Below are 23788 nucleotides of genomic sequence, written 5' to 3' on the forward strand. Positions count from 1 at the left end.
TCAGGTCTGCGAAGGCTGGGCAGTCGTCGGCAGCTTGGCGTCGTCCTTATTATCCGCCCCGGAACCTTCCGGCCGCAGCCGGAACAGGATCAGCAGCGGGCCGGCGACGAAGATCGACGAGTAGGTGCCGACAAGGATGCCGAAGATCATGGCGAAGGTGAAAGAGCGGATGACCTCGCCGCCGAACAGGTAGAGTGCAATCAGCGCCAGCAGGGTCGTGACGCCGGTCAGAACGGTGCGCGACAGCGTCTGGTTCATCGACAGGTCGAGCAGTTGCTCGATCGGCATCTTCTTGTATTTGCGCAGATTTTCACGCACGCGGTCATAGACCACAACGGTGTCGTTGATCGAATAGCCGACGATGGTCAGGATTGCCGCGATACTGGTCAGGTTGAACTCCAGTCCGGACACGACGTAGAGGCCGACCATCATGGTGACGTCGTGAACCGTGGCGATCACCGCTCCAAGGCCGAACTGCCACTCGAACCGGAACCAGATATAGATCAGCATCGCCACCAGCGAGGCGAGGATGCCCATCGTTCCGGCCCAGGCGAGTTCCGAAGAAACGGTCGGGCCTACGGATTCCACGCGGCGGAAGTCGTAGCTGTCCTCCAGCGACAGCCGGACCTTTTCGACGACACTCTGCTCGGCATTGTCGCCGGCCTGCTGGCCTTCGACGCGGATCAACAGGTCGCGATCAGACCCGAACTCCTGCACCTGCACGTCGCCCATATTGAGTTCGTTCAGCACCTCGCGCACGGCAGCCGAGTCAGCCGGGCCGTCCTTCGATTGAACCTCGATACTGGTGCCGCCGCGGAAGTCGATGCCGTAGTTCATCTCGACCGAGAAGAACAGGATCACTGCCGCCAGCGACGCAGTCGCCGAAAGGGTAAAAGCATAGCGGCGCCAGCTCATGAAGGGCAGCTTGGTGTCGTCCGGGATAAAGCGGATGAGGCCGTTCGGCAGTTCCTTCGGCTTATAGTGCTTCAGCCAGAAAGCAATCATCCAGCGGGTCAGCGTAAAGGCGGTGAAGACCGTCGTCACGATGCCGATGGCGAGCGTGACCGCGAAACCCTTCACCGGGCCGGTGCCCATATAGAACAGGATGACCGCCGCGATGAAGGTGGTGAAGTTGGCATCGACGATAGTCGCCAGGGCGCGTGCAAAACCCTGATCGAGCGACTGGACCAGCGAGCGGCCCCATCGCCGCTCCTCGCGAACGCGCTCGTAGATGATGACGTTGGAGTCCACCGCCATGCCGACCGTCAGCACAATGCCGGCGATGCCGGGCATCGTCAGCGTCGCGCCGAGCACGGACAGGATGGCGATGATCAGGATGACGTTGGCTGCGAGCGCGACGTTGGCGATGATGCCCAGCGTGCCGTAGGCGACCAGCATGAAGGCGACCACGAGGATGCCGGCGATGATCGCCGCGAATTCACCAGCCGCGACGGAGTCGGCGCCGAGGCTCGGGCCGACGGTGCGCTCCTCGACAATGGTCAGGTCGGCCGGCAAGGCGCCGGCGCGCAGCAGCACGGCCAAGTCGTTCGCGGATTCAGGGGTAAAATTTCCGGAGATCTGGCCGCTGCCGCCGAGGATCGGCTCATTGATGCGCGGCGCCGAGATCACCTGGTTGTCGAGGATGATGGCGAAGAGTTTTCCGACATTCTGCTGGGTTGCCTGGCCGAAGCGAGCCGCGCCCTTGCCGTCGAAACGGAAGGAGACCACTGGCTCATTGGTGCGTTGGTCGAATGTCGCCTGGGCGTCAGTGAGGTTTTCGCCCGAAACGATGACGCGGTCCTCGATCAGGTAGGGGACCGGCGGATCGTCGGTCGAATAAAGCACGCTGGAGCCCGCCGGCGGGCGGCCCTGAATGGCTTCCTGCACCGGCACGGACTGATCAACCATCTGGAAGGTCAGCTTGGCGGTCTGGCCCAAAATATCCTTCAGCCGCTGGGGGTCCTGGAGTCCGGGCACCTGGACCAGCACGCGGTCAGCGCCCTGGCGCTGGATGGTCGGCTCGGTGGTGCCGAGTTCGTTGACGCGCCGGCCGATGACTTCGATCGACTGCGTGACCGCCGAGGACATGCGATAGTTGATGCCCGCTTCCGTCAGCGTATAGCGCAGCAGCCCCTGCTCCGGCTCTTCCAGCGTCAGTTCCGAAATCGCACCCGTGCCGAACAGGCTGTTGGTCACCGGCTGGGTGAGCGTCGCCAGCGCCGTCTTGGCCTTCTCGACCTCGTTGGCCTCGCGGATGCGCACCTGCACCGACGTGCCGGTGCCGGACAGGCCGGTGTAGCCGATCTTGGCGTCACGCAGCAAAGTGCGGATATCGTCGCGCACGGTCTGCAGGCGTTCGTTGACGAGGTCGTTGCGGTCGACGGCGAGCAGGATGTGCGAGCCGCCCTGCAGGTCGAGGCCGAGCGTCATCGGGCGGTCGGGAACCCAGCCTGGCAAGCTGTTGCGGAAGGATTCCGAGAATAGATTAGGGATAGCAAAGATCACGCCCAGGAGCACGACACCCCAGATCGAAATCGTCTTCCAGCGTGAAAAATAGAGCATCTTGCCTCTGTCAGTCGGGCGACCAAACGGGAGTATAACCCCCGAAGACGCTTATTTCTTGACGTTCTGGTTGGCGACCGGCTCGCCGCGCACGCGCACGTCTGAAATCGTCGAGCGAAGCGCGGTGACCTTCGTGCCGCCGAGGTCGATTTCAAGCTCGTTGTCGTCGATCACCCTGGTGACCTTGCCGACGAAGCCGCCGCCGGTAACCACCGTATCGCCCTTGCGGACGCCCGCCAGCATCTCCTGGCGCTTCTTCAACTGCGTGCGCTGCGGCCGGATGATCAGGAAATACATGATCACGAAGATCAGCACGAAGGGCAGGATGCTGATGAACATGTCGGGGGACGCACCCACGCCTTGCGCGTATGCCGGGGTCACGATCATGCAGTCTGCTCCTGAAACGGAAAAAGGGCCCTGCGGGGCCCGCCAAAGTTGGCCGGAATATAGTCGGTCGAACTGCCAATGCAACTACACCTGTAGGCATTGCCAGCGGTTTTCAGCCCCGATTTCGGCCATTCTCGCGGTTTATCGCCGCAGACCGCAGGCCATCATGAGGCATAACTGCCTTTTGCCGCATCTGGACCACCGCCCTCCCCTTGGGCGAAGGCTGGGATTCGCGTATCGCTGGCAGTCAACAGACCCCATGCGAAACCTGACCGGACCGATTTCATGCCCAGCCCATCCCTGCAAGCCCTCCTCGACCGGATCGACCAACTGACCGCAGCCGTCGACCGCATCGCCCCTCCCCCGCCGCCGGAAGCCGACCTCGACGCGGCGGACTGCTTCGTCTGGTCGGCGGAACATGGCGTGCTCGAGCCGGTGCATCGAGTGAACCGGGTGGAGATCGGCCTGATCCGCGGCGTCGACCGGGTACGCGATATTCTCGTCGACAACACGCAGCGCTTCGCCGCCGGGCTCCCAGCCAACAACGTGCTGCTGTGGGGCGCGCGCGGCATGGGAAAATCGTCGCTGGTGAAGGCTGCCCATGCGACGATCAATCATCAAAGCGCCGATGGCACGCGGCTGAAACTGGTCGAGATCCATCGCGAGGATATCGACACGCTGCCGCGGCTGATGACGATCCTGAAAAAGGCGCCGTACCGCTTCATCCTGTTCTGCGACGACCTTTCCTTCGATCACGACGACACGTCGTACAAGTCGCTGAAGGCCGCGCTCGAAGGCGGGGTCGAGGGAAGGCCGGCCAATGTCATCTTCTATGCAACGTCGAACCGCCGGCACCTATTGCCGCGCGACATGATCGACAATGAGCGCTCGACGGCGATCAACCCGTCCGAGGCGGTCGAGGAAAAAGTGTCCCTGTCCGACCGCTTCGGCTTGTGGCTGGGCTTCCACAAATGTTCGCAGGACGAATATCTGGAAATGATCGACGGCTACGTCCGCTATCACGATCTCGATATGGACCCGGACGTGCTACGCGCCGAAGCGCTGGAATGGGCGACGACACGCGGCAGTCGTTCTGGCCGCGTTGCCTGGCAATTCGTGCAGGACCTGGCGGGGAGGCTGGGCAAGCCGCTGAAGGATTAGGGCGCCGTGCGTCCTTCGAGAGTTGCCTCGAAGGACGGGAGGGATATCGAGCCGCCTATTCCAGATAGGTCGTCGGATCGACCGGAGCGGAGTTCTTGCGGACTTCGAAGTGCAGTTTCGGCGCATTGGCGTTGCCGCTCATGCCCGAAACCGCGATCTCGTCACCGCGCTTCACCTTCTGGCCGCGCTGCACCTTGAGTTCGCTGGCGTGGCCGTAGACGGTGACCAGACCGTCCTCGTGGCGCACCAGCACGGTGTTGCCGAACTCCTTCAGGCCGTCGCCGGCATAGATGACCACGCCATTCTCGGCAGCCTTGACCGGCGTGCCCTCGGGAACCGCGATGTCGATGCCGTCCTTCTCGCCGCCCCCACCCTTGCTGTAGCCGGAGATGACCTTGCCGCGCACCGGCCAGCGCATGCGGTCGATGCCGGTGGAATTCGGGGCGGCCGCGTCGGATTTCTCAGCCTGCTCGATGACCTTTCCGTCATTCTTGGGCGGAGCAGCCGCCACGACCGTCTCTTCCTGCGCCACCTTCTTTGGTGCCGCCGGCACAGCGCTGGTCGAGACCGGATCGACGGCCGGAGCAGGAGCCGCCTTGGCGACGGTCGTCTCGCCGGGAGCCGGGACCTTCAGCGTCTGGCCAATCTTCAGGATGCCGTCCTGCATGCCGTTGGCGGCCTTGAGCGCGGTGACGCTGACGCCGGTCTTCCTGGCGATCTTCGACAGCGTGTCTCCCGATTCGACGGTATAGGCGCCCTTGGCGGCGGTCATCTTTGCCGGTTCAGCCTTCGCCGTCTTGACCGGCTCGGTCTTGGCCGTCTCAGCTTTTGCGACCTTTGCGGGCTGCTTGGCGTCGCTGGACGCGGCGGTATCCGCCACAGCCTGAGTCGGAGCCTTGTTGACCTTCGGCGGCTGCGGCAGGACCGCGAGCTTTTCCTGCGGCGCCTTGGACGGCACGGGCACCTTGTTTGCCGGAACGTCGAATTTCGTGCCGGTCGACGATTTCGCGTCGGCGACATTCGGATTGCTGTCGGGCGCGGAGACCGGCGCCTTGTTCGAATAGACGTAGGTCGGGATGACGACTTTCTGGCCGGCCTGCAAACCGCCTCCATTCGGAAGCCCGTTCACCTGCGAAATGACATGGGCAGGCACGCCGAAGCGGCGCGACAGATTGTAGACGGTCTCGCCTTCCTTGACGGTGACCTGCGTGCCGCCGGCGCGCGACCAGCCGGCTGGCTCCGTCGCCTCAACCGCCATCTTCGGCTCGGAAGGAGCAGTCGACGCGACCGCCGTTTCTTTCACCGGCTTGGGCCTGGGGGCAGCGGCAACCGGAACAGGCTCCCTCAGCGTATGCTCGGCAGGCGCGGCAGCAACCTTCGCAGGCGCCGGGGCGGACTTCGCGGCGGCGACCGGAGCGGGCAAGGGCTGCGATGACACAGGAGAGAGCGCGCCGCGATTGACGGAACCGGTCGAGACATTATCCACCGGAGCGGCCGCGATTGGAGCGCTGTCGCCGGGATAAGGCTGGCTCTCGCCGTTGATGATCTGGCGCTGGTTGGCGGTCGAGCCGGTGAAGACGTCGTCCGAGGAGTTGAAGCGCGAGAATTGCGAGCTGCAGCCCGCCGTCATTCCCGTAATCAAGAGCAGGGCCGCGCCGCACCAAAGCCTGCGCTTATCCGACCGCAACACACTTACCAGCATCGCAATGACCCGCTTACACCCGGTACAAACACTGGTATGATTAAAGCGCGTTAATGTTACTGGTCGGTTAAGAGGTCGGACGTTTCTGCCGCTTTTTTAAGCCTGTGCCAGCCCGGCCGGCCGGCGTCAGGTCGCGATCACAGAACGGCGGCAGCGCCCTTGAGGATCGGCTGGAAGCGGACCTCGCCGATATCCTCGCGCTCGAAGCGGCTGCCGACTTTCGTCAGCCGCACCAGGACTTGCTTCCCCTCCTCCGGGCCGATAGCGGCGACCATCGTGCCGCCGGTGGAAAGTTGGTCGACGAAGATGCGCGGATGGCTGTCGAAGGCGGCCCAGACGACGATGCGGTCGAACGGCCCTTCGCTGGCCAGCCCATTGGCACCGTCGGCCTGGCGCACGATCACGTTCTGGATGCCAAATTGCTCGAAGCGCTGCTTCGCCTGGTCGACCAGCGTCTTGTAGCGGTCGATGGTGGTGACGCGGCCGGCCAGCCGCGAGATGACGGCGGCGGTGTATCCCGAACCGGTGCCGATCTCCAGCACGCGGTTGCCGGGCTCGAAGGCGAGCGCTGAAATCACCTGCGCCTGCAGGTCGGCGCCCTCGATCGCCTCGCCGCAGGCGATGGGCAACATGCGGTCGGACCAGGCGAGATCGTGGAAATGCCCGGCCAGAAATGGCGCGCGCGGCGTCGCCTCGAAGGCGGCGATCACCGCGTTCGACACGCCGCCCCGGCCGCGCAGGCGCAGCATGAAGGCGGCAAAGCCCTCGCGGTCGGGACCGCCGATCATGCAAGCGCCCTGGTGAGCTGGTCGCGCAATTCGTGCGCGGTCAGATCCATCTTCAGCGGCGTCACCGCGATGCGGCGGCTGTCCAGCGCGTGCAGGTCGGTGCCCGCAAGCGGTTCCGTCGTGCCGCGGCCGAAGCGCAGCCAGTAATAGGGAAAGCCGCGGCCGTCGGCGCGCTCGTCGATCCACATGCCGTAGCCGAGTTTGCCCTGCCCAGTGACGCTCACGCCCTCGACCTCGTCCGGCGCGCAGTTCGGGAAATTCAGGTTCAGGAAGACGCCTGCCGGCAGCTCGGTCGCGAGCAGCTTGTCCAGCAGCGCCGGCGCATGCGCCTCTGTAGTCTCCCAGGGAACGTCGCGGCCGATATCCTGCTTCAGCACATAGGCCTGGCTGAGCGCGATCGAACGGATGCCGAGCAGCGTGCCTTCCATGGCGCCGGCCACCGTGCCGGAATAAGTGATGTCGTCGGCGACGTTGGAGCCGGAATTGACGCCCGACAGCACAAGATCGGGCGGTTCCGGCATCAGCTTCTTGACGCCCATGATGACGCAGTCGGTCGGCGTGCCGCGCACGGCAAAATGCCGATCGTCGAGTTTTCGCATGCGCAGCGGCTGCGACAGCGACAGCGAATGCGCGAAACCCGACTGGTCGTTCTCCGGTGCGACCACCCAGACGTCGTCGCTCAACTGCCGCGCAATGCGCTCCAGCACTTGCAGGCCCTCGGCGTGGATGCCGTCATCATTGGTCAGAAGAATGCGCATTTCAGGCCCCGATCTTCTCGAGCCCACCCATATAGGGGCGCAATGCTTCAGGAATGCTAACGGAACCATCCTGGTTCTGGTAATTCTCGATGACGGCGATCAGCGCGCGGCCAACGGCGACGCCGGAGCCGTTCAACGTGTGGACGAAACGCGTCGCCTTCTCGTCCTTCGGCCGATAGCGGGCGTCCATACGGCGCGCCTGGAAATCGCCGCAGACCGAGCAGGACGAGATTTCGCGATACGCGTTCTGGCCGGGTAGCCACACCTCGATGTCGTAAGTCTTTCGGGCGCCGAACCCCATGTCGCCGGTGCAGAGCGTTACGGTGCGGAACGGCAGGCCGAGGCGCTTCAGCACTTCCTCGGCGCATTGCGTCATGCGCTCGTGCTCGGTCAGCGAATTGTCCTGGTCGGTGATGGAGACCAGTTCGACCTTGTAGAACTGGTGCTGACGCAGCATGCCGCGCGTATCGCGTCCCGCCGATCCGGCCTCGGAACGGAAGCACGGCGTCAGCGCGGTGAAGCGCAGCGGCAATTGCTCATGCTTGAGGATTTCTTCGCGCACCAAGTTTGTCAGCGGAGGTTCGGAGGTGGGGATGAGGCCGAGACGGCCTTCGCCATGACGAACGAAGAACAGGTCTTCCTCGAACTTCGGCAGGCTACCGGTTCCATAGAGCACTTCATCGCGGACCAGCAGCGGTGGCTGCACCTCCATGTAGCCATGCTCGGTGGTGTGCAGGTCGAGCATGAACTGGCCGAGCGCGCGTTCGAGCCGCGCAAGCTGGCCCTTGAGCACGGTGAAGCGGGCGCCCGAGAGTTTCGCGGCGCGCTCGAAATCCATCAGGCCGAGCGCCTCGCCGATCTCGAAATGCTCCTTCACCCAATTCGGACGTGGTTTTACCTCGCCGACCTTGCGGACCTCGACATTGCCGTGCTCGTCGGCGCCGACCGGCACGTCTTCCAGCGGTACGTTGGGCAGCACGGCCAGCGCATCCTCCAGCGCCTTGTCGTTGCGGCGCTCGGTTTCCTGCGCCTCGGCCAGGAATGCCTTGATGCCGTTGACCTCTTCCTTCAGCGTCTCGGCGAGCGCCATGTCCTTGTTGCGCATCGCATTGCCGATCTCCTTGGAGGCGGCGTTGCGGCGCTCCTGCTTGACCTGCAACTCACCGAGATGGGCACGGCGCGATTCGTCCTTCAAAATGACGTCATCGACAGCCGACCGCGCGTCCTCCTCGGACCACTGGCGCTTCACCAGCGCGTCGATCAGGGCCTGCGGTTTTTCGCGAATCCATTTGATGTCGAGCATGGGCGGTATCGGACGATTTCGTTGCGGGGATTTTCGATGCCGCTCATGCCGGAGCGATGCGGCGGTGTCAAATCACGGACGTTGGTGCAGGTGCCGCACCGGGGACAGTTTCCTTTTATCCCCTCGCGCAACCCTTTCCAAAGCCGAGCCTTTCCGGGGATAAAAGGAAACTGTCCCTGCATACAACCTCCCTCGTTGCCACGCCCGCTTTCGCGTCTGGCCATTTCAAAGAACGCTCCCCGCCGCGGAGGGAGAAGTCGGGAAGCGGGCGCAAAATGCCTTGCCTCACTAGAATTAGATACGGCGCAGCTTCCCGCGCCCGCCGGCGATTTTTGGCCTCGTCCCGTTCCGCTTCGCCTTGCTCCGGCTCCGGCATTTCTAGCCTCGGCTGGCCCGGTCTTAAGCACTCGTCCAGTGCGCCCGGGTCGTAGTACCCGGGGAGGAACCTTCGGACGCGGCCTCCCCGGCCATGCCGCTTCGTCGGCAACATGGCGGAGGCGCCGGTTCCTCCCCACTTTCGAACGACTCCGGAAGCGTTCCCGGCGGGAGAAACTGCGGAGGATTATGAGGCAGGTTTTGGCGAGGGGGATGAGAATCGTATCCGCCGGCATTTTCGCGTGTCGGACGGAAAAGGCGGGTCGAGCGAAAACAACGACTTGGCTGTCCGCGCTCAAAAAACTTTCTTGTCGAGGCGAAAATTCCATCCCCGTTTTGGCACGGAAATTCGGGGCGAAATCCGGGGACAGTTTACTCAATTCGGGTTTCCGCGCTGCGGTTGCAGCAGTGCTCGACGCCGGAATGGAGTAAACTGTTCCCGGAATTTCACGTCGCCGCTGGCGTGCCCGATTCTTCCTTCTCGGCGGCGAGTTTTTCCTCCTCGCGCTTCTTCTCGACGAAGCGGGCGGCCCAGATCGAGACTTCGTAGAGGATGATGGTCGGCACGGCGAGGCCGATCTGGCTCATCGGGTCGGGCGGGGTCAACACCGCCGCGACGATGAAGGCAAGCACGATCGCCCATTTGCGCTTTTCCTTCAGGCCCTGCGAGGTCAGCAGGCCGACGCGCGCCATCAGCGTCGTCACCACCGGAAGCTGGAAGACGAGGCCGAAGGAGAAGATCAGCGTCATGATCAGGCTGAGATATTCCGAGACTTTCGGCAGCAGCGAGATCTGCACGTCATTGCCGGGGCCGACCTGCTGCATGGACAGGAAGAACCACATGACCATCGGCGTGAAGAAGAAATAAACCAGCGCGCCGCCCATGATGAACAGGATCGGCGAGGCGATGAGGAAGGGGAGGAAGGCGGAGCGCTCGTTCTTGTAGAGGCCGGGCGCCACGAATTTGTAGATCTGCGCGGCAATCAGCGGAAAGGCGATGACCAGTCCGCCGAACATCGCCAGCTTGACCTGCGTGAAGAAGAATTCCTGCGGCGCGGTGTAGATCAGCTCGACCTGCTGATGCTGCAGGCCCGCCCAGTTGACGGCCCATTTGAATGGCTGGACGAGGATGTTGAATAGCTGCTTGGCGAAATAGAAGCAGACGAGGAAGGCGACGAAGAAGCCGCCGATCGACCACATCAGCCGCGTGCGCAGCTCCATCAAATGCTCGATCAGCGGGGCCGACGAGGCCTCGATCTCGCTTTCGTCCCGGGCAGTGCTCACTTCGATTTTTCCGCGGATTTGCGGGCAGACGCCGCAGGTTTTGGCTTGGCTGCCTTTGTGGCAGCCGGCGCAGCCGCTGCCGCGCTCTTCGCCCTGGCCGGCACCTTCGGCTTGGTTTCGCTCGCGCTGGCCGCGGGTTTGGCGCTGCTTGCCTTCGGTTTCGCCACACGGGCGGGTGCCGGCTTCGGCGCGGCCGGGCTTTTCGTCCCGTTGACCTTTGCCGGCTGCGGATCGGGCATCCGCGCTGCTGCAGCCATCGGCTTGGCGGGTTCGGGCGAAGGCGCGGGAGTGGCCGTCGCAGCCGGGGCAGCGGGCGCAGCAGGCGGCGTGACGATCGGCGGCGCGGCTGGCATCGCCTCCGGACCGGCGGCGCCGGGCATTGCGGTCGCGCCGTTCTTCAGCGGCTCGGCCTCATGGGCGGCTGGGGCGGCAGGCTCGGCCGAGGGTTTCGGCGCCATCGCCGACTGAAGGCCGGCACGCACGTCGGCAGCCGCCTTCTCGAACGGATTGAGCTGCTTCTTGATCTCGTTGGCCGGGTTCATGCTGCGCAAGGCGTCGACCGACTGCTTGACGTCGTCGAGCTCGGCTTCCTTCAGCGCCTCGTTGAACTGCTTCTGGAAGTCGCCCGCCATCGAGCGCATTTTCGTGGTCATCTTGCCGAAGGTGCGCAGCATCTTCGGCAAATCCTTCGGACCCACGACCACGATCATGACGACCGCGATCACGAGCATCTCGGTCCAGCCGATGTCAAACATGGCTTTTCAATCCAGACTGACCCAAGAAGGGCTCAGCTCTTGGTGGCTTTTTCCCGGGCGGAGGCGACGGTCTCGTCCGCGCGATGCTCGACGGTCTTGGGGTCGGCTCCGTTCGCGGTCTCGGCGTCCTCGTCGGACATGCCCTTCTTGAAGCTCTTGATGCCCTTGGCCATGTCGCCCATCAGCTCAGGAATCTTGCCGCGGCCGAACAGCAGCAGCACGACCACCAGCACGATGAGCCAGTGCCATATCGAAAAGGAACCCATGTCAAACTCTCTCGAAGCGATTTCCTGAGACTGATCTATGCGCTTTCGCGCCGCGTTTCAAACAGAAGTACATCCGATTTGCGCAGGGAAAGCCAGATATCGCGTGCCCTGGCCGACAAAGCGCCGCAGCGCACCCGCGCCCGGACCGGCGATTCGGCGCCGGGAACCGCCAGTTCGAGCAGTTCGACGACGCCGAGATAGCGTCGTGACAGGATGCGCGCCTCCGTATTTCCCTGGTTTTCGCTGACGTCGAAGCCCGTTGTCCGCACCGCGACGGTGGCTTCGGCGCCGTCGGCGAGGCCGTTTGCATCGATGGCGCCCAGCGAGGTGTCGACCGTACCACCGCGCACGCGGCCCGAAAAAACATTCAATTCGGAAAAGAAGCCGGCAACAAAAAGGTCGGTGGGCCGGAGATAGAGGTCCTCCGCCCTGCCGGCCTGCACCAGGCGTCCGTCCTTCAGCAGGGCGATGCGGTCACCCATGCGCATCGCCTCCTCGGCGTCGTGGGTCACCACGATCGCCGTGGCGCGGCTCTCGCGCAGGATGGCCAGCGTCTCGGCGCGCACCGAATCCTTCAGACGCGAATCGAGGCCGGAGAACGGCTCGTCCATCAAAAGCACCGCCGGGCGCGGAGCGAGCGCGCGGGCCAGCGCCACGCGCTGCTGCTCGCCGCCGGACAGCACGTGCGGATAGGAGGCGGCGTAGGTTTCCAGCCCGACGCGCGACAGCGCGATCATCGCCGCATCGCGCGCCTCGTCGCGCGACAGCGCGGTCAGCCCGAAGCGGACATTGTCCAGAATCGTCATGTGCGGGAACAGCGCGAAATCCTGGAAGACCAGACCGATCGAGCGCTTTTCCGGCGGCAGGAATATGGACGGCCCAGCGATCTCGCGGCCGTTGAGCAGCACGCGGCCTGTGGTCTGCGGCTCGATGCCGGCGGCGATGCGCAACAGCGTGGTCTTGCCGGAGCCGGAAGGACCGAGCAGGCAGAGCACTTCTCCGGGCTCAGCCGCCAGCGACACATCGCGCAACGTCTCGGAACCCAGCGCGAAGGAATGGCAGATGTCTTCGAAGACAAGGCGCGCGGCAAAAGTGACACCCGCCGTCCTGCGATTGACCTTGCCCGCCTCTTCGATCGTCAACGCGACTGACCCTTTCCCGATGGGAAACGGTCAATCATCCGTGGCGCGGGGTGTCAACAGGCCGAGTTCCTCGAGGTCGATGTCGGTCAGCGGATCCTCGTCCTCGGTCAGTTCCTCCGGATCGGCGGGCGGCAGCGGCACGGAGAAGTTGGCGGGCATGCGGGCGGCAAGCAAGCCGGCGCCCTTCAATTCTTCGATACCGGGCAGATCGCGAATCTCCGCCAGCCCGAAATGGTCGAGGAACCCGTCGGTCGTGCCATAGGTGACCGGGCGGCCCGGCGTGCGGCGGCGGCCACGCATGCGCACCCATTCGGTCTCCAGCAGTGTGTCCAGCGTGCCCTTCGAGGTCTCGACACCGCGTATGTCCTCGATCTCGGCACGCGTCACCGGCTGGTGGTAGGCGATGATCGCCAGCACCTCGAGGGCCGCGCGCGACAGCTTGCGCTGCTGGACCTGGTCGCGGGTCATCATGAAGGCGAGGTCGGGCGCCGTGCGGAAGGCCCAGGCCGGGCCGACCTTCACGAGGTTGACGCCGCGCTTCGAATAGACCTGCTGCAGTTCCGCCATGATGAGCGGCACGGCGATGCCGTCCGGCAGGCGCTGGGCAAGCTGCGCCTCGCTGACCGGCTCGGCGCTGGCGAAGACGATGGCCTCCGCCATGCGCATCGCCTCGGACAGGTGCAGCCGCTCGGCGGGATTGAGGTTCTCATGCCCCTCCCCCGAAAACGGAATGATCTTTGCGTTGGCGCTTTCGCTCATGATGCCGTTCCCGCGACGATGGCTGCCGCCTGCCGGCCGCGCAGGTAGAGCGGCGCGAAGGCCGTCTCCTGGCGCACCTCGATCTGGCCCTCGCGCACCATTTCAAGAGTGGCGGCGAAAGAACTGGCGAGCGCGGTCGCCCGCTCCTCCGGCGTCGTCAGATAGTCGACGAGGTAGCGGTCGAGCGCCGTCCAGTCCTTAAAACTCCCGATCAGGCGGGTAAGGATGTCGCGGGCTTCCTTGAGCGACCAGACGCCGCGCTTGGCGATGCGCACATTGGTGACGGCCTGCCGCTGGCGCTGGATGGCGTAGGCGGTCAGCAGATCGTAGAGGCTGGCGGTGTACTGATTGCGTTTCTCGACGATGACGAGTTCCGGCTGGCCGCGCGCAAATACGTCGCGGCCAAGGCGGTTGCGATTGACCAGCCGCGCGGCCGCGTCGCGCATCGCCTCCAGCCGCTTGAGGCGGAACTGCAGCACGGCCGCGAGTTCCTCGCCGCTCTCGCCATTGTCATTGGCCTGCTTGGGGATCAGCAGCTTCGACTTGAGGAAGGCGAGCCACGCGGCCATGACGAGATAGTCGGCGGCGAGTTCCAGGCGGATCGTGCGCGCGTGGTCGATGAAGGCGAGATATTGTTCCGCCAGCGCCAGCACGGAGATGCGCGACAGGTCGACCTTCTGGTTGCGCGCGAGATGCAGCAAGAGGTCGAGCGGCCCCTCGAAGCCGGCGACGTCGACCACCAAGGCCGGGTCGCCGGTGGCGCGGTCATCCGCCGGCTCCGCCCACAGGCGGTCCATCGGGATGGGTTTCGCGCCCTTCTGCTCTCCTGATGCGGCCAACGCCGTCCTTTCTGATGTCCTAGGCCACCGCCTCGAAATAGCGCGCGAACTCGGCGCGCACTTCTGTTTCGGCGACCTGGTCGCGATCCTTGACGTAGTTCAACGCCCGCTCGGCACGCTCCAGCGACTTGCTGGCGAGCGGTTGCGTGCGCGAGGCGATGCCGGACATTTCCTGCATGACGCCGTTGCAGTGAAGAACGATGTCGACGCCGGCCGCAAGGATCGCGGCGGCTTTCTCGGGGAAATCCCCAGAAAGCGCCTTCATCGAGGTATCGTCGCTGACGAGCAGGCCGTCGAAGCCGATCTCGCCGCGGATGATCCGGCTTACGACTTTTTCCGACGTCGTCGCCGGAGCGCTCGGGTCGATCGCGGAATAGACGACATGCGCGGTCATGCCGATCGGCAGATGGTTCAGCGTCTTGAACGGCGCGAAATCGTGCCGGCGCAGGTCCTCGAGCGGCGTATCGACGGTCGGCAACTCGAAATGCGTGTCGGAAAAAGCCCGGCCATGACCGGGCATATGCTTCATGACCGGCAGCACACCGCCGGAGAGCAGGCCTTCTGCCGCGGCGCCGCCAAGAGCGGCGACCGTATCCGGGTCCTTGCCATAGGCCCGCGAACCGATGACGTCGCTGGCGCCCTCGATCGGCACGTCGAGCACCGGCAGGCAGTCGGCGGTGATGCCGAAACGCAGGAGATCGAAGGCGTGCAGCCGCGCCAACAGCCAGGCGGCACGCAGGCCAGCCTCTCGGTCTTCGCGATAGAGCGCGCCGACAGAGGCGCCTGCCGGATAATTGGGCGCGATCGGCGGACGCAGGCGTTGGACCCGCCCGCCTTCCTGGTCGATGAAAACCGGAGCCTCGGGCCGCCCAACCGTATCGCGCATCGACGCCACAAGGTCGGATATCTGCTGCGGCTCGCCGATGTTGCGGGCGAACAGGATAAAACCCCACGGCCGCTCGTCGCGATAAAACCGGATCTCGTCCTCGGTGAGGGATTTCCCGGCGCAGCCGAGGATCATGGCTTTCGATTCGGTCATGTCAGATTTCTACCCTGTATCGGTCTCGGGATGAATCAAAAAACCGGCGCGAGGCTTGCCGCACCGGTCTTTTGAGATCGATTTTCCGGCCGCGACGGCGGCCAGAACACTATTTGGAGACGAAGCAGCTTCCGCCGGCGGCCTTGTAGCTCTCGCACAGCTTGATCGCGTCGTTGCGGCTGCCGGCCGGCACGCGGACGCGCCAGAAGGTACCTTTTCCGGCGATCTCGGCCTTGACGATGGTGGCCTGCTTGCCGTTGAGCACCTTGCCGTAACGGCGCGCGAGGTCCTGATAGCTGGACTGCGCGGCAGCTTCGGTCGGCTGCGAGGCGATCTGCATGGCCCAGGAGCCGGCGGAGGCGGCCGGGCTGAGTGCAGCGACCTGCTGCGGCTTGACCTCGCCGACGATATCGACCGGCTGGTCGGAGGGACGCGTCGGCGCAATAGGAGCCTGGTTCGGCGTCGCGCCGGCAGCGCGCGGCTCGGCGGCGGCCGGCTCGGAAGCTGCGGGCTTGGCAGAGGCGGGCGCTGGCTGCGCCGGATCGGCCTCGGCAGCAGGCACCGTCGAAGTCGTGTCGGCACCCTCGCCTGCCGGCTTCGCCGTGGAGGCGACCGGATCTACGATGCCTTCCGACGCGGACGTCACCGGCTGATCGGCGGCGGGCGCCGGCTCCTCACGGGCGACCAACGTGCCGTCAGCCTTGACGATCATAGTGCGCACCTTGCGCGGCGCCACGGCGGCAACCTCGACACTTTTGTCGACGCCGGGGTCCTGCACCGCCTGCTCGACGCGATCCTCGCCCTTCGGCGCGGGAGTATCGGCGGCCGGCGTGGCGGCATCGGTAACGACCGGGCCGGCGGTCGGTGTGTTGTCGACCGCGGCAGGCTGTCCGTCCGACGCCTCTTCCATTGCCGACATCGGCGATTCCACCGGTTCATCCTCGGTGGTCGGCATGTCGACCGGTTCCTCGGCGCTGGAAAGCAGCTTCTCCTGCGTCGGCGCGGTCGGCGCATCGGCGCCGGCAACCGAATCATAGACCTTGCTGTCCTGGTTCGGGATCGTCGTGCCGCCGGGGTTCTCGGGCTTGACCTTGACCGGCGAAGGATCGGCCTTGACCAGTGCGACTTCCTCCGAGCCCTTGCCGTCGCCGAACGACAAGGCGAATGCCGCCACGCCACCCAGCAGAGCGACGCCGCCGACGATGGCCGCGACCATGAGGCCACGGCGCGGGCGTGGACGCTCGGGAAGCTGCGTATAGGCGGGGCCGGCGATCTCCTCGTCGAGGTCCGGATCGTAGGCGAATTCCATGTCGGTCAACTCGGGTTGCTGCCCGGCCCGAGCGCCCTGCCCGGCCACCGCTCTCGGCGCATCCGAATAGACTTCGTCATAGTCGCCGGCCAAAGCCGGCCGGGCCGCTGCGGTGGCCGCGACGGCTGCACCTGCCACGACAGCCGGACGATCATCGAAATAGTCGCTGTGATAGCTGGCAGCGCTGTAGTTGCTGGACTGAGCCTGTGCCACCGGGGCCGGTTCAGCACCGCGGACGTTCATGTCCTGAAGCAAATGCGAGAACTCGGCATCGATGTCGTCGTAGCGCGGGGCGAGCGTGGGCTCGTCCTCGAAGGCAAGCTCGGGGAGATCCAGATCGTCGGCCAGCGCGACGGCCTGCTCGGGAACGTCCACCGTCTCGATGTCGGGCATTTCCGGCCGCGCTACACCGGGCGCCGATGCGGCGGGGCGATAGCCGGCGAAGGCGACCTGCGGCGGGGTATAGGGATTGGCTTCGGCCGGCTTGACCGCCGCGTCCTGCCACGAACGGCCGGACTTGAGATCCGCCGAGAGGGCGGCCAGCGCCGCATATGGATCGTGTCCATCCCGAGGCATGGAATCCTCCGATTCCTCCATCCGCCGGGTAGCGGGTTCGCTCTGAAGCGACTCCACATCCGCCCGGGTGACCGCATTGGTTATCGCTGCTTCGAAGGCCTGATCGTCGAACAAACTGTCGAGATCGTCTTCCGTGGCTTGCGTCACGGGCTTGACAGAACTCGATTGCCAAACTTGCCCATGGTGATTCGCAAGGTCAATCGGTCTCGTGCCGTAGGCCTGATCGTCGCTGTGTTCCTCGGCCTCGTCATAGACTGGCAGCGCCTGAACCGACGCGGGAGCGTAATGATCGACGGCAGGCGCCACCTCGCCCTCATCATCAAACGAAGCTTCCGGCGACGCGAAGACTTCTTCCTCCGGCTCATAGGCCGGAAGAGCCTGGGCCGGTTCTTCGTAGCGGACATCAGCGGCAGCCCGAGCCGGCTGAGCCTCATTGCCGAGCAAGGCATTCAGTTCCTGCTCCAGGCTTGCTTCCAACCCGTGCTCGGGCGCGATTTCCTGAGCTTCGGCAACAGCCGCTTGGGGTGCTTCGTGCCCGACCGGTTCGAAATCGATCGGGTCGAAGTCTTGCGCATTTGCATGGGCCGGTTCCGGCTCGACTTCGGCCGCCTCGACGGAATGCGCCTCGTATTCGGCTCCTGGCTGTCGCTGCTCGGCCACGGCCGTGTCGAGGTGCTGGTCGAGATTCCATTCGGACGGCGACGCATCGGCAGCCATTTCCGGCGCTGCCTCGGCGTCCGTTTCAGCAGCGAACTCGATCGCCGCTTCCGGCTGCTCCAGAGCAGCCGCCTGTTCCGGCTCAACGTCTTCCGGGACTTCCGCACTCAAAGCCTGCGCGGTCTCGGGAAGCTCAACCTCGCCATTCGCCGGCATCTCGGGCTCGGCCGGGGCATACATCTCGGCCTCGGCAAGCGACATTTCGGCTTCATCGGCTTGCTCGGCCACCACTTCGACAGGAGCCGCATCGTCCTCGGCTTCAACCGAAGCTGCATTATCCTCGGCTTCCATCGGACGGAACCAAGGCTGCTCGGCAGGCGGCGCCTGCTGTGCAGCGCGCGCCGCATGGGCGGCCTCGGCTTCGGCGATCCTGGCATGCATTTCCGCGACTTCGTCATATTCCGGCTGCTCGGCAACCGGCGCGGATGGCTCTTCCGTGGAAGCCGCAGGCGCTTCCTCGGCAAACGCCTCGGGGATCTGGTCGGCAGCGACGGCGGGTGCCAGTGCCTCGTTGTCCGCAAGGTCGCCCATCAGCTCGCGCTCGAGGTCGAGACTGAGATCGGTCTCGCTGAAAACATCGTTGGCGGGCTCGACCGGCTTCGCCGGCTTTGCGATGGAGGCCGGCTTCACCGGCTGGCGCGGGTCGAAACCCATGATGCGGGTCAGTTCCGCGAAAGGATCGTCATCCGAGATTGCTGGCTGGGCGGCGATCTTCAGGTTTGCTTTGTCTGCCATTATAAATCCCGAACTTCGACACAACTCGACGCGAACGGCGCCACGCAATGCCGCGCAATACCAGCGTAATGTGGGCAAACGGTGGCCGGTATGCGGCCCCTTTTTGCTAGCGCATCTCGCTTGGCGCTTCGGCTCCGATCAGTCCCAGTCCGGATGTGATGACGTCCAAGACCGCCTGGACCAGTCCGAGCCTGGCATGCGTCAATTGTCGGTCGGTAACCTTAACAAACCGTAAGTCTATATTTTCGTTGCCGCGATTCCACTGTGCATGGAAGGCGCTGGCCAGATCGTAGAGGTAAAATGCCAGCCGATGCGGTTCCAATGACTGTGCAGCCGACTCGATCAGCCGCGGGTATTCGGCAAGCTTGCGGACCAGCGCGATCTCGCTCTCGTCGGACAGCATTGCCACGTCCTTCGTCAGCGCGGCCCGGCTGGCGTCGACCTCGCCAAGCTGCTCCGTCGCCTGCCGGAACACCGAGTGGCAGCGCGCAGAGGCGTATTGCACGTAGAATACCGGATTGTCCTTCGACTGCTCCGTCACCTTGGCGAAATCGAAATCCAGCGACGCGTCGTTCTTGCGGTAGAGCATCATGAAACGGATCGGGTCGCGGCCGACCTCCTCCACCACCTCGCGCAAGGTGACGAAATCGCCCGAGCGTTTCGACATGCGCACCGGCTCGCCGTTCCGGTAAAGTTTTACCAACTGGCAAAGCAGCACGGTGAGTTTCAGGCTGTTGCCGCCGACGGCGCGCGCCAGCGCCTCCATGCGCTTGACATAGCCGCCATGGTCGGCGCCGAGCACGAAGATGGTGTGGTCGAAGCCGCGCCGCACCTTGTCCTTGAGATAGGCGACGTCGGCGGCAAAATAGGTGAACTGCCCATCGGACTTCACCAGCGGGCGGTCGATGTCGTCGCCAACGGCGGTCGAGCGGAACAGGGTCTGCTCGCGGTCCTCCCAGTCGTCCGGCTTCTCGCCTTTGGGTGGCGGCAACTTGCCCTTGTAGATGTGGCCGGCCATCGTCAGCTCGGCAATCGCCGTGCGGATCGCCTTGGCGTTGTCGGCGTGCAGGGAACGCTCGGAGAAGAACACCTCGTGATGGACGTTCAGCAGCGCCAGGTCCTCGCGGATCATGTCCATCATGGCGTCGATCGACCGGTCCTTGACGATCGCCATCGCCTCGTCGTCCGGCATTTTCAGCAGGCCGTCACCATAGTCGGCGGCAAGCTGCTTGCCGAGCGGCACGAGATAGTCGCCGGGATAAAGGCCGGAGGGGATCTCGCCGATCTCCTCGCCGAGCGCCTCGCGGTAGCGCAAAAGCACCGAGCGCGCCAGCACGTCGATCTGCGCGCCGGCGTCGTTGATCAGATATTCCTTGGTGACGTCATGGCCGGTGAAGGCCAGCAGGTTCGCCAGCGTGTCGCCGACAACCGCGCCGCGGCAATGGCCGACATGCATCGGGCCGGTTGGGTTGGCCGAGACATATTCGACATTGACCTTGCTGCCCTTGCCCATCGTGGAACGACCGAAATCAACGCCGAGTTCGATCAGGCGGGCGAGATAGTTCTGCCAGTAGCCATCGTGCAGCCGCAGGTTGACAAAGCCGGGGCCGGCGACCGAGGCCTCGGCCACATCCGGGTCGGCGCGCAGGCCGGCGGCGATGGTTTCGGCCAGCGCGCGCGGGTTTTGCCCGGCTGCCTTGGCCAGCACCATGGCGGCGTTGGTCGCCAGGTCACCATGGCTGGCGTCGCGCGGCGGCTCGACAGCGACACGCGACAGGTCAAGCGGCGCACCGATAGTGCTTTTCAATTCAAGGTTTTCAACAACCCTCTTGATCCGATCGTTGAAGTCGGCAAAAACGTTCATCACTTTAGTCCTGGAAAATGCCGCACGCGGCGGGCTGTTGCCGGCCGGAAACGCGCCTGCCCTATCGCAAATCGGGCGCCTGGTCAAACAAGCGCTCGTACTCCTTGATGGCGTAGGTGTCGGTCATTCCAGCGAGAAAATCAGCGACATGGCGCGCCTTGACGCGCGGCTCGGCACGGTCGAGCCCCTCGCGCCACCCGTCGGGCATGGCGCGCGGATCGGCGTAGTAGGTATCGAAGAGTTTTCGAACGATGCGGTCGGCCTCGACGCGCACCCGCACCACTTCCGGATGCCGGTACATATGCTTGAACAGAAAGGCTTTCAGCTCCTTCTCCTCCGGCGCCATGTCCGGCGAGAAGGCGACGATGGCGCGGCCCGCGCCGCGCACCGCGTCGGCGCTGTCGGGTTTGATCTCGGCGAGGTTGCGGCTGGCGGTGGCGATCACGTCCTCGACCATCCGGGTGATCTGCCGGCGCATCAACTCGTGGCCGGTGCGGACCGCGTCGAGCGCCGGATAGAGATTTCGCACCTCATCCAGCAGACGGGCGGGCAGCGACACCTCGCTGAGCATGCCGAGCGTCAGCAGGCCAGCACGCAAGCCATCGTCGATATCATGGGTGTTGTAGGCGATGTCGTCGGCAATCGCCGCGCACTGGGCTTCCAGGCTGGCGTAGCGGCCGAGTTCAAGGTCGTGCAGCACGTTGTAGTCGAGGATGGTGCGCGGCACCGGGCCTTTCAGCCCTTGCCCGTCAGGACCGAGCAGCGGGCCGTTGTGCTTGACCAGCCCCTCCAGTGTCTCCCAGGTGAGGTTGAGCCCGTCGAACTCGGCGTAGCGGCGCTCCAGCCGCGTCACGACCCGCAGCGACTGGGCGTTGTGATCGAAACCGCCCCATTCCGCCATCTTGTCGTTGAGCGCATCCTCGCCGGTGTGGCCAAACGGCGTGTGGCCGAAATCGTGGACCAACGCCAACGCCTCTGCCAGATCCTCGTCGCAGCGCAGGGCACGCGCCAGCGCCCGGGCGATCTGCGCCACTTCGATCGTATGGGTGAGCCGCGTGCGAAAATGGTCGCCCTCGTGGGCGACAAACACCTGGGTCTTGTGCTTCAGGCGGCGGAAGGCGGTGGAGTGGATGATCCGGTCGCGGTCACGCTGGAATGGCGTGCGGGTCGGGCTTTCCACCTCGTCGAACAGCCGCCCCCGGCTTTGCGCGGGATCGCAGGCCCAGGGCGCGCGCGGCCGATAGCCGAAGCCGATATCGCCCAGTTCGCCCTGCTCCATGATGTGCCGCCGGTTGACTTGCCACCGCCCGCTTCATACCTATTGCGCATGAGCGAACGCAAGGTGACGCTATGAATGCCGACGCCAAGTCTGCGATGAAGGTCGAGATGACGGATGCCGCTGCCAAGCGCATCGCCGCCATCGTCGCCAAGGAACCCGGCAAGACCGCGTTGCGCGTCGCGGTCGAAGGCGGCGGTTGCTCAGGTTTTTCCTACAAATTCGACCTGACCGACGCGCGAAACCACGACGACGTAGCGATTGAGAAGAACGGTGCGACCGTGCTGATCGACGATCTGTCGCTTGTCTATATGGGGGGCTCTGTCATCGACTTCGTCGATGATTTGATGGGCCAGTCTTTCCAGATCAAGAACCCGAACGCGGTCGCTTCCTGCGGCTGCGGCACCAGTTTTTCGATCTGAGGGCCTACGCCCCGGCCTTTTCCGGCCCTGGAGCCGACGATAGCTGCCCCATCTTCGAATCGAGCGCTGCCAGCGCTGCCTGGAGTTTTCCACGCAATCTGGCGGCTTTTGCTGCATCCAGTCCTGAAACATCCAGCTTCAGCGACAGCCCGTCCTCGTTCTCGCTGATCACCGTTGCCGACGCCTCGGCGCCGGCAAGCGTGCGGTCGACCTTGTAGGGGGTGATCGCGCGGCTGATGCCCTTGATGCTGATCTGCTCCATCGGGCGGGCGTCGACCATGTCCTTCCCATGCGCGAAGGTTTCGTAAGAGAGTACGATGCCGCCAGCCGGCGCGATCGCCTGGAGGCGGGCCGCCAGGTTGGCCTCGGCGCCGATAATCGTATAGTCCATGCGGTCCTCGCTGCCGAAATTGCCGACGTTGCAGAAGCCGGTGTTGATGCCCATGCGCACCTGGAACGGCTTTTCGATGCCCTGGTCGCGCCACTTCACCTGCAATTCGCGCAGCCTGTCCTGCATGGCGATTGCCATGCGCATGCAGGCGCGGGCGTCCTCACGCGGCCCCAGCGTGTTCGGGTCGCCGAAGAAGGCGAGGATCGCGTCGCCGATGAACTTGTCCACCGTCGCGCCATGCGCCAGCGCGATGCGCGACATTTCCGTCAGGTAGTCATTGAGCAGCGCCGTCAGCTCTTCCGGCTGCATGCGCTCGGTCGTGGCGGTGAAGTCGACGATATCCGAGAAGAAGATCGTCAGCTTCTTGCGTTCCGCCGTGACCTTCACATCGCGTTCGCCGCTGAACACGCTTTTGTAGATCTCCGGCGACAAGTATTTGGCGATCTTCAAGGAGACCGTGGCGAGGAAATTGTTGGCGTCCTTGAGCTCGTTGTTGACGAGGCTGAGCTGCCGCGCCTGCCGCCATTGCAGGACGATGAAGGCGATGCCGGTGGCGACAGCCACGGCGAAATAGACAAAGAGGTAGCGGAAGCCGAGAGAGCCGACGGTCAGCGGCTGGGTCACCGAGACCGCCTGGATGCCGCGCACGTCACCGACCTTCCAGTCGTGCTTGGGGCTGGCGGGATGCGCGTTGTGGCAGGTGACGCAAGGTTGTGTCATGCGGATGGGCGCCGCAACCCGCACCGTCGGGCTCCAGCCACCCTCGACATCCTCCAGCGTCTGGATCGACGGATCATGCCGGAACGTCGCCAGCGACTGCTTCTGGAACGGATCAAGGATATGGGGCTCGCGCCCGGCGAAGGGATAGTCCGAGAGAAAGTCGTAGCGCACGGTGTTGTCGCGTGAACTGGTCAGCTTGCCGATCTCCAGCGAGAAAGTCGCGGGGATCGGGATGGCGCCGGGCGTGACCCGGTAATTGTCGGTAGCCGTGACCTTGGTATCGCCGGCCTGCAGAACCCGCGCCACCACGTCGTTGGCGTAGAAACCGCGGATGTCATTGATAATCTTGCTGATGTCGTTGGCCTGGCGGCGCGACAGTTGCTCGGTCAGGTCGCGCAGATCGAACAGCACCGCGACCGGCAATGCGACCAGCAGCAGGATAACAGCCACCACCGCCGGCCAGACGCGGCGGTACGTTCCCGGTTCCTCCCGGCTTTCCGTTTCGCTCATGATCTACCCCCGGGTGTGGCGAAGACAGGCAGTTCCCTTGGACCAGTCCTTGCCAATCGTCGAAGCTAGCGCGTTGCCGACCCGCAAGCTACGAGATTGTCATCGTCGTGCGACGATCGGGGCGCGATTGTGGAAAGTTGATCGCCTT

General features: G+C 64.5%; 19 protein-coding genes. 2 read left to right on the forward strand and 17 right to left on the reverse strand.

What is annotated here, in order from left to right; all coding sequences use genetic code 11:
- Positions 1-2562, reverse strand: coding sequence for a protein translocase subunit SecDF (gene secDF, locus ACH196_RS04070; RefSeq protein WP_396645145.1), 2562 nt, complete (start codon positions 2560-2562; stop codon positions 1-3).
- Between the two features lie 51 nt (positions 2563-2613).
- Positions 2614-2949, reverse strand: a complete 336-nt coding sequence (gene yajC / locus ACH196_RS04075) for a preprotein translocase subunit YajC (protein WP_396645146.1) — start codon at positions 2947-2949, stop codon at positions 2614-2616.
- Positions 2950-3234: 285 nt separating this feature from the next.
- Here yajC and ACH196_RS04080 point away from each other — a divergent pair, with 285 nt between their 5' ends.
- On the forward strand, positions 3235-4110 hold the full coding sequence (locus ACH196_RS04080) for an ATP-binding protein (protein ID WP_396645147.1): 876 nt from the start codon (positions 3235-3237) through the stop codon (positions 4108-4110).
- A gap of 55 nt (positions 4111-4165) precedes the next feature.
- On the opposite strand, the gene ACH196_RS04085 is transcribed toward ACH196_RS04080, so the two are convergent.
- From ACH196_RS04085 to ACH196_RS04150, 14 genes are all read right to left on the reverse strand, one after another.
- Complete coding sequence (locus ACH196_RS04085; protein WP_396645148.1) at positions 4166-5812, reverse strand: peptidoglycan DD-metalloendopeptidase family protein; 1647 nt, start codon at positions 5810-5812, stop codon at positions 4166-4168.
- Positions 5813-5949: 137 nt separating this feature from the next.
- A complete protein-coding gene (locus ACH196_RS04090; RefSeq protein ID WP_396645149.1) occupies positions 5950-6600 on the reverse strand; it encodes a protein-L-isoaspartate(D-aspartate) O-methyltransferase in 651 nt (216 codons plus the stop codon).
- On the reverse strand, positions 6597-7358 hold the full coding sequence (gene surE, locus ACH196_RS04095) for a 5'/3'-nucleotidase SurE (protein ID WP_396645151.1): 762 nt from the start codon (positions 7356-7358) through the stop codon (positions 6597-6599). Before surE ends, ACH196_RS04090 begins: the two co-directional genes overlap by 4 nt.
- Position 7359: 1 nt before the next feature.
- A complete protein-coding gene (serS, locus tag ACH196_RS04100) occupies positions 7360-8661 on the reverse strand; it encodes a serine--tRNA ligase (RefSeq protein WP_396645152.1) in 1302 nt (433 codons plus the stop codon).
- 822 nt (positions 8662-9483) lie between these two features.
- Entirely contained in the window at positions 9484-10320 is an 837-nt protein-coding gene (gene tatC, locus ACH196_RS04105; RefSeq protein ID WP_396645153.1) for a twin-arginine translocase subunit TatC, read from the reverse strand.
- Positions 10317-11075, reverse strand: coding sequence for a Sec-independent protein translocase protein TatB (tatB, locus tag ACH196_RS04110; protein ID WP_396645155.1), 759 nt, complete (start codon positions 11073-11075; stop codon positions 10317-10319). Before tatB ends, tatC begins: the two co-directional genes overlap by 4 nt.
- Before the next feature lie 32 nt (positions 11076-11107).
- Positions 11108-11341, reverse strand: a complete 234-nt coding sequence (locus ACH196_RS04115; RefSeq protein ID WP_396645156.1) for a twin-arginine translocase TatA/TatE family subunit — start codon at positions 11339-11341, stop codon at positions 11108-11110.
- A gap of 35 nt (positions 11342-11376) precedes the next feature.
- Entirely contained in the window at positions 11377-12483 is a 1107-nt protein-coding gene (locus ACH196_RS04120; RefSeq protein ID WP_396645157.1) for an ABC transporter ATP-binding protein, read from the reverse strand.
- A gap of 30 nt (positions 12484-12513) precedes the next feature.
- Complete coding sequence (gene scpB / locus ACH196_RS04125; RefSeq protein WP_396645159.1) at positions 12514-13242, reverse strand: SMC-Scp complex subunit ScpB; 729 nt, start codon at positions 13240-13242, stop codon at positions 12514-12516.
- Positions 13239-14039, reverse strand: a complete 801-nt coding sequence (locus tag ACH196_RS04130) for a segregation and condensation protein A (RefSeq protein WP_396645381.1) — start codon at positions 14037-14039, stop codon at positions 13239-13241. Before ACH196_RS04130 ends, scpB begins: the two co-directional genes overlap by 4 nt.
- Positions 14040-14100: 61 nt before the next feature.
- Positions 14101-15120: a beta-N-acetylhexosaminidase gene (gene nagZ, locus ACH196_RS04135; protein ID WP_396645160.1), complete on the reverse strand. Its 1020-nt coding sequence runs from the start codon at positions 15118-15120 to the stop codon at positions 14101-14103.
- A 109-nt stretch (positions 15121-15229) separates the two neighbouring features.
- On the reverse strand, positions 15230-18457 hold the full coding sequence (locus tag ACH196_RS04140) for an SPOR domain-containing protein (RefSeq protein WP_396645162.1): 3228 nt from the start codon (positions 18455-18457) through the stop codon (positions 15230-15232).
- A gap of 106 nt (positions 18458-18563) precedes the next feature.
- On the reverse strand, positions 18564-20321 hold the full coding sequence (argS, locus tag ACH196_RS04145; protein WP_396645163.1) for an arginine--tRNA ligase: 1758 nt from the start codon (positions 20319-20321) through the stop codon (positions 18564-18566).
- Between the two features lie 61 nt (positions 20322-20382).
- Positions 20383-21600: a deoxyguanosinetriphosphate triphosphohydrolase gene (locus tag ACH196_RS04150; RefSeq protein WP_396645164.1), complete on the reverse strand. Its 1218-nt coding sequence runs from the start codon at positions 21598-21600 to the stop codon at positions 20383-20385.
- Positions 21601-21671: 71 nt separating this feature from the next.
- On the opposite strand from ACH196_RS04150, the gene erpA reads away from it, so the two are divergent.
- On the forward strand, positions 21672-22019 hold the full coding sequence (gene erpA, locus ACH196_RS04155) for an iron-sulfur cluster insertion protein ErpA (RefSeq protein ID WP_396645165.1): 348 nt from the start codon (positions 21672-21674) through the stop codon (positions 22017-22019).
- Between the two features lie 4 nt (positions 22020-22023).
- On the opposite strand, the gene ACH196_RS04160 is transcribed toward erpA, so the two are convergent.
- Positions 22024-23640 (reverse strand): adenylate/guanylate cyclase domain-containing protein, encoded by a 1617-nt coding sequence (locus ACH196_RS04160; RefSeq protein WP_396645166.1) that lies wholly within the window; start codon positions 23638-23640, stop codon positions 22024-22026.
- Positions 23641-23788: the final 148 nt, after the last annotated feature.

It is taken from the genome of Mesorhizobium sp. IMUNJ 23232, from assembly GCF_044326205.1.
Taxonomy (GTDB): Bacteria; Pseudomonadota; Alphaproteobacteria; order Rhizobiales; family Rhizobiaceae; genus Kumtagia.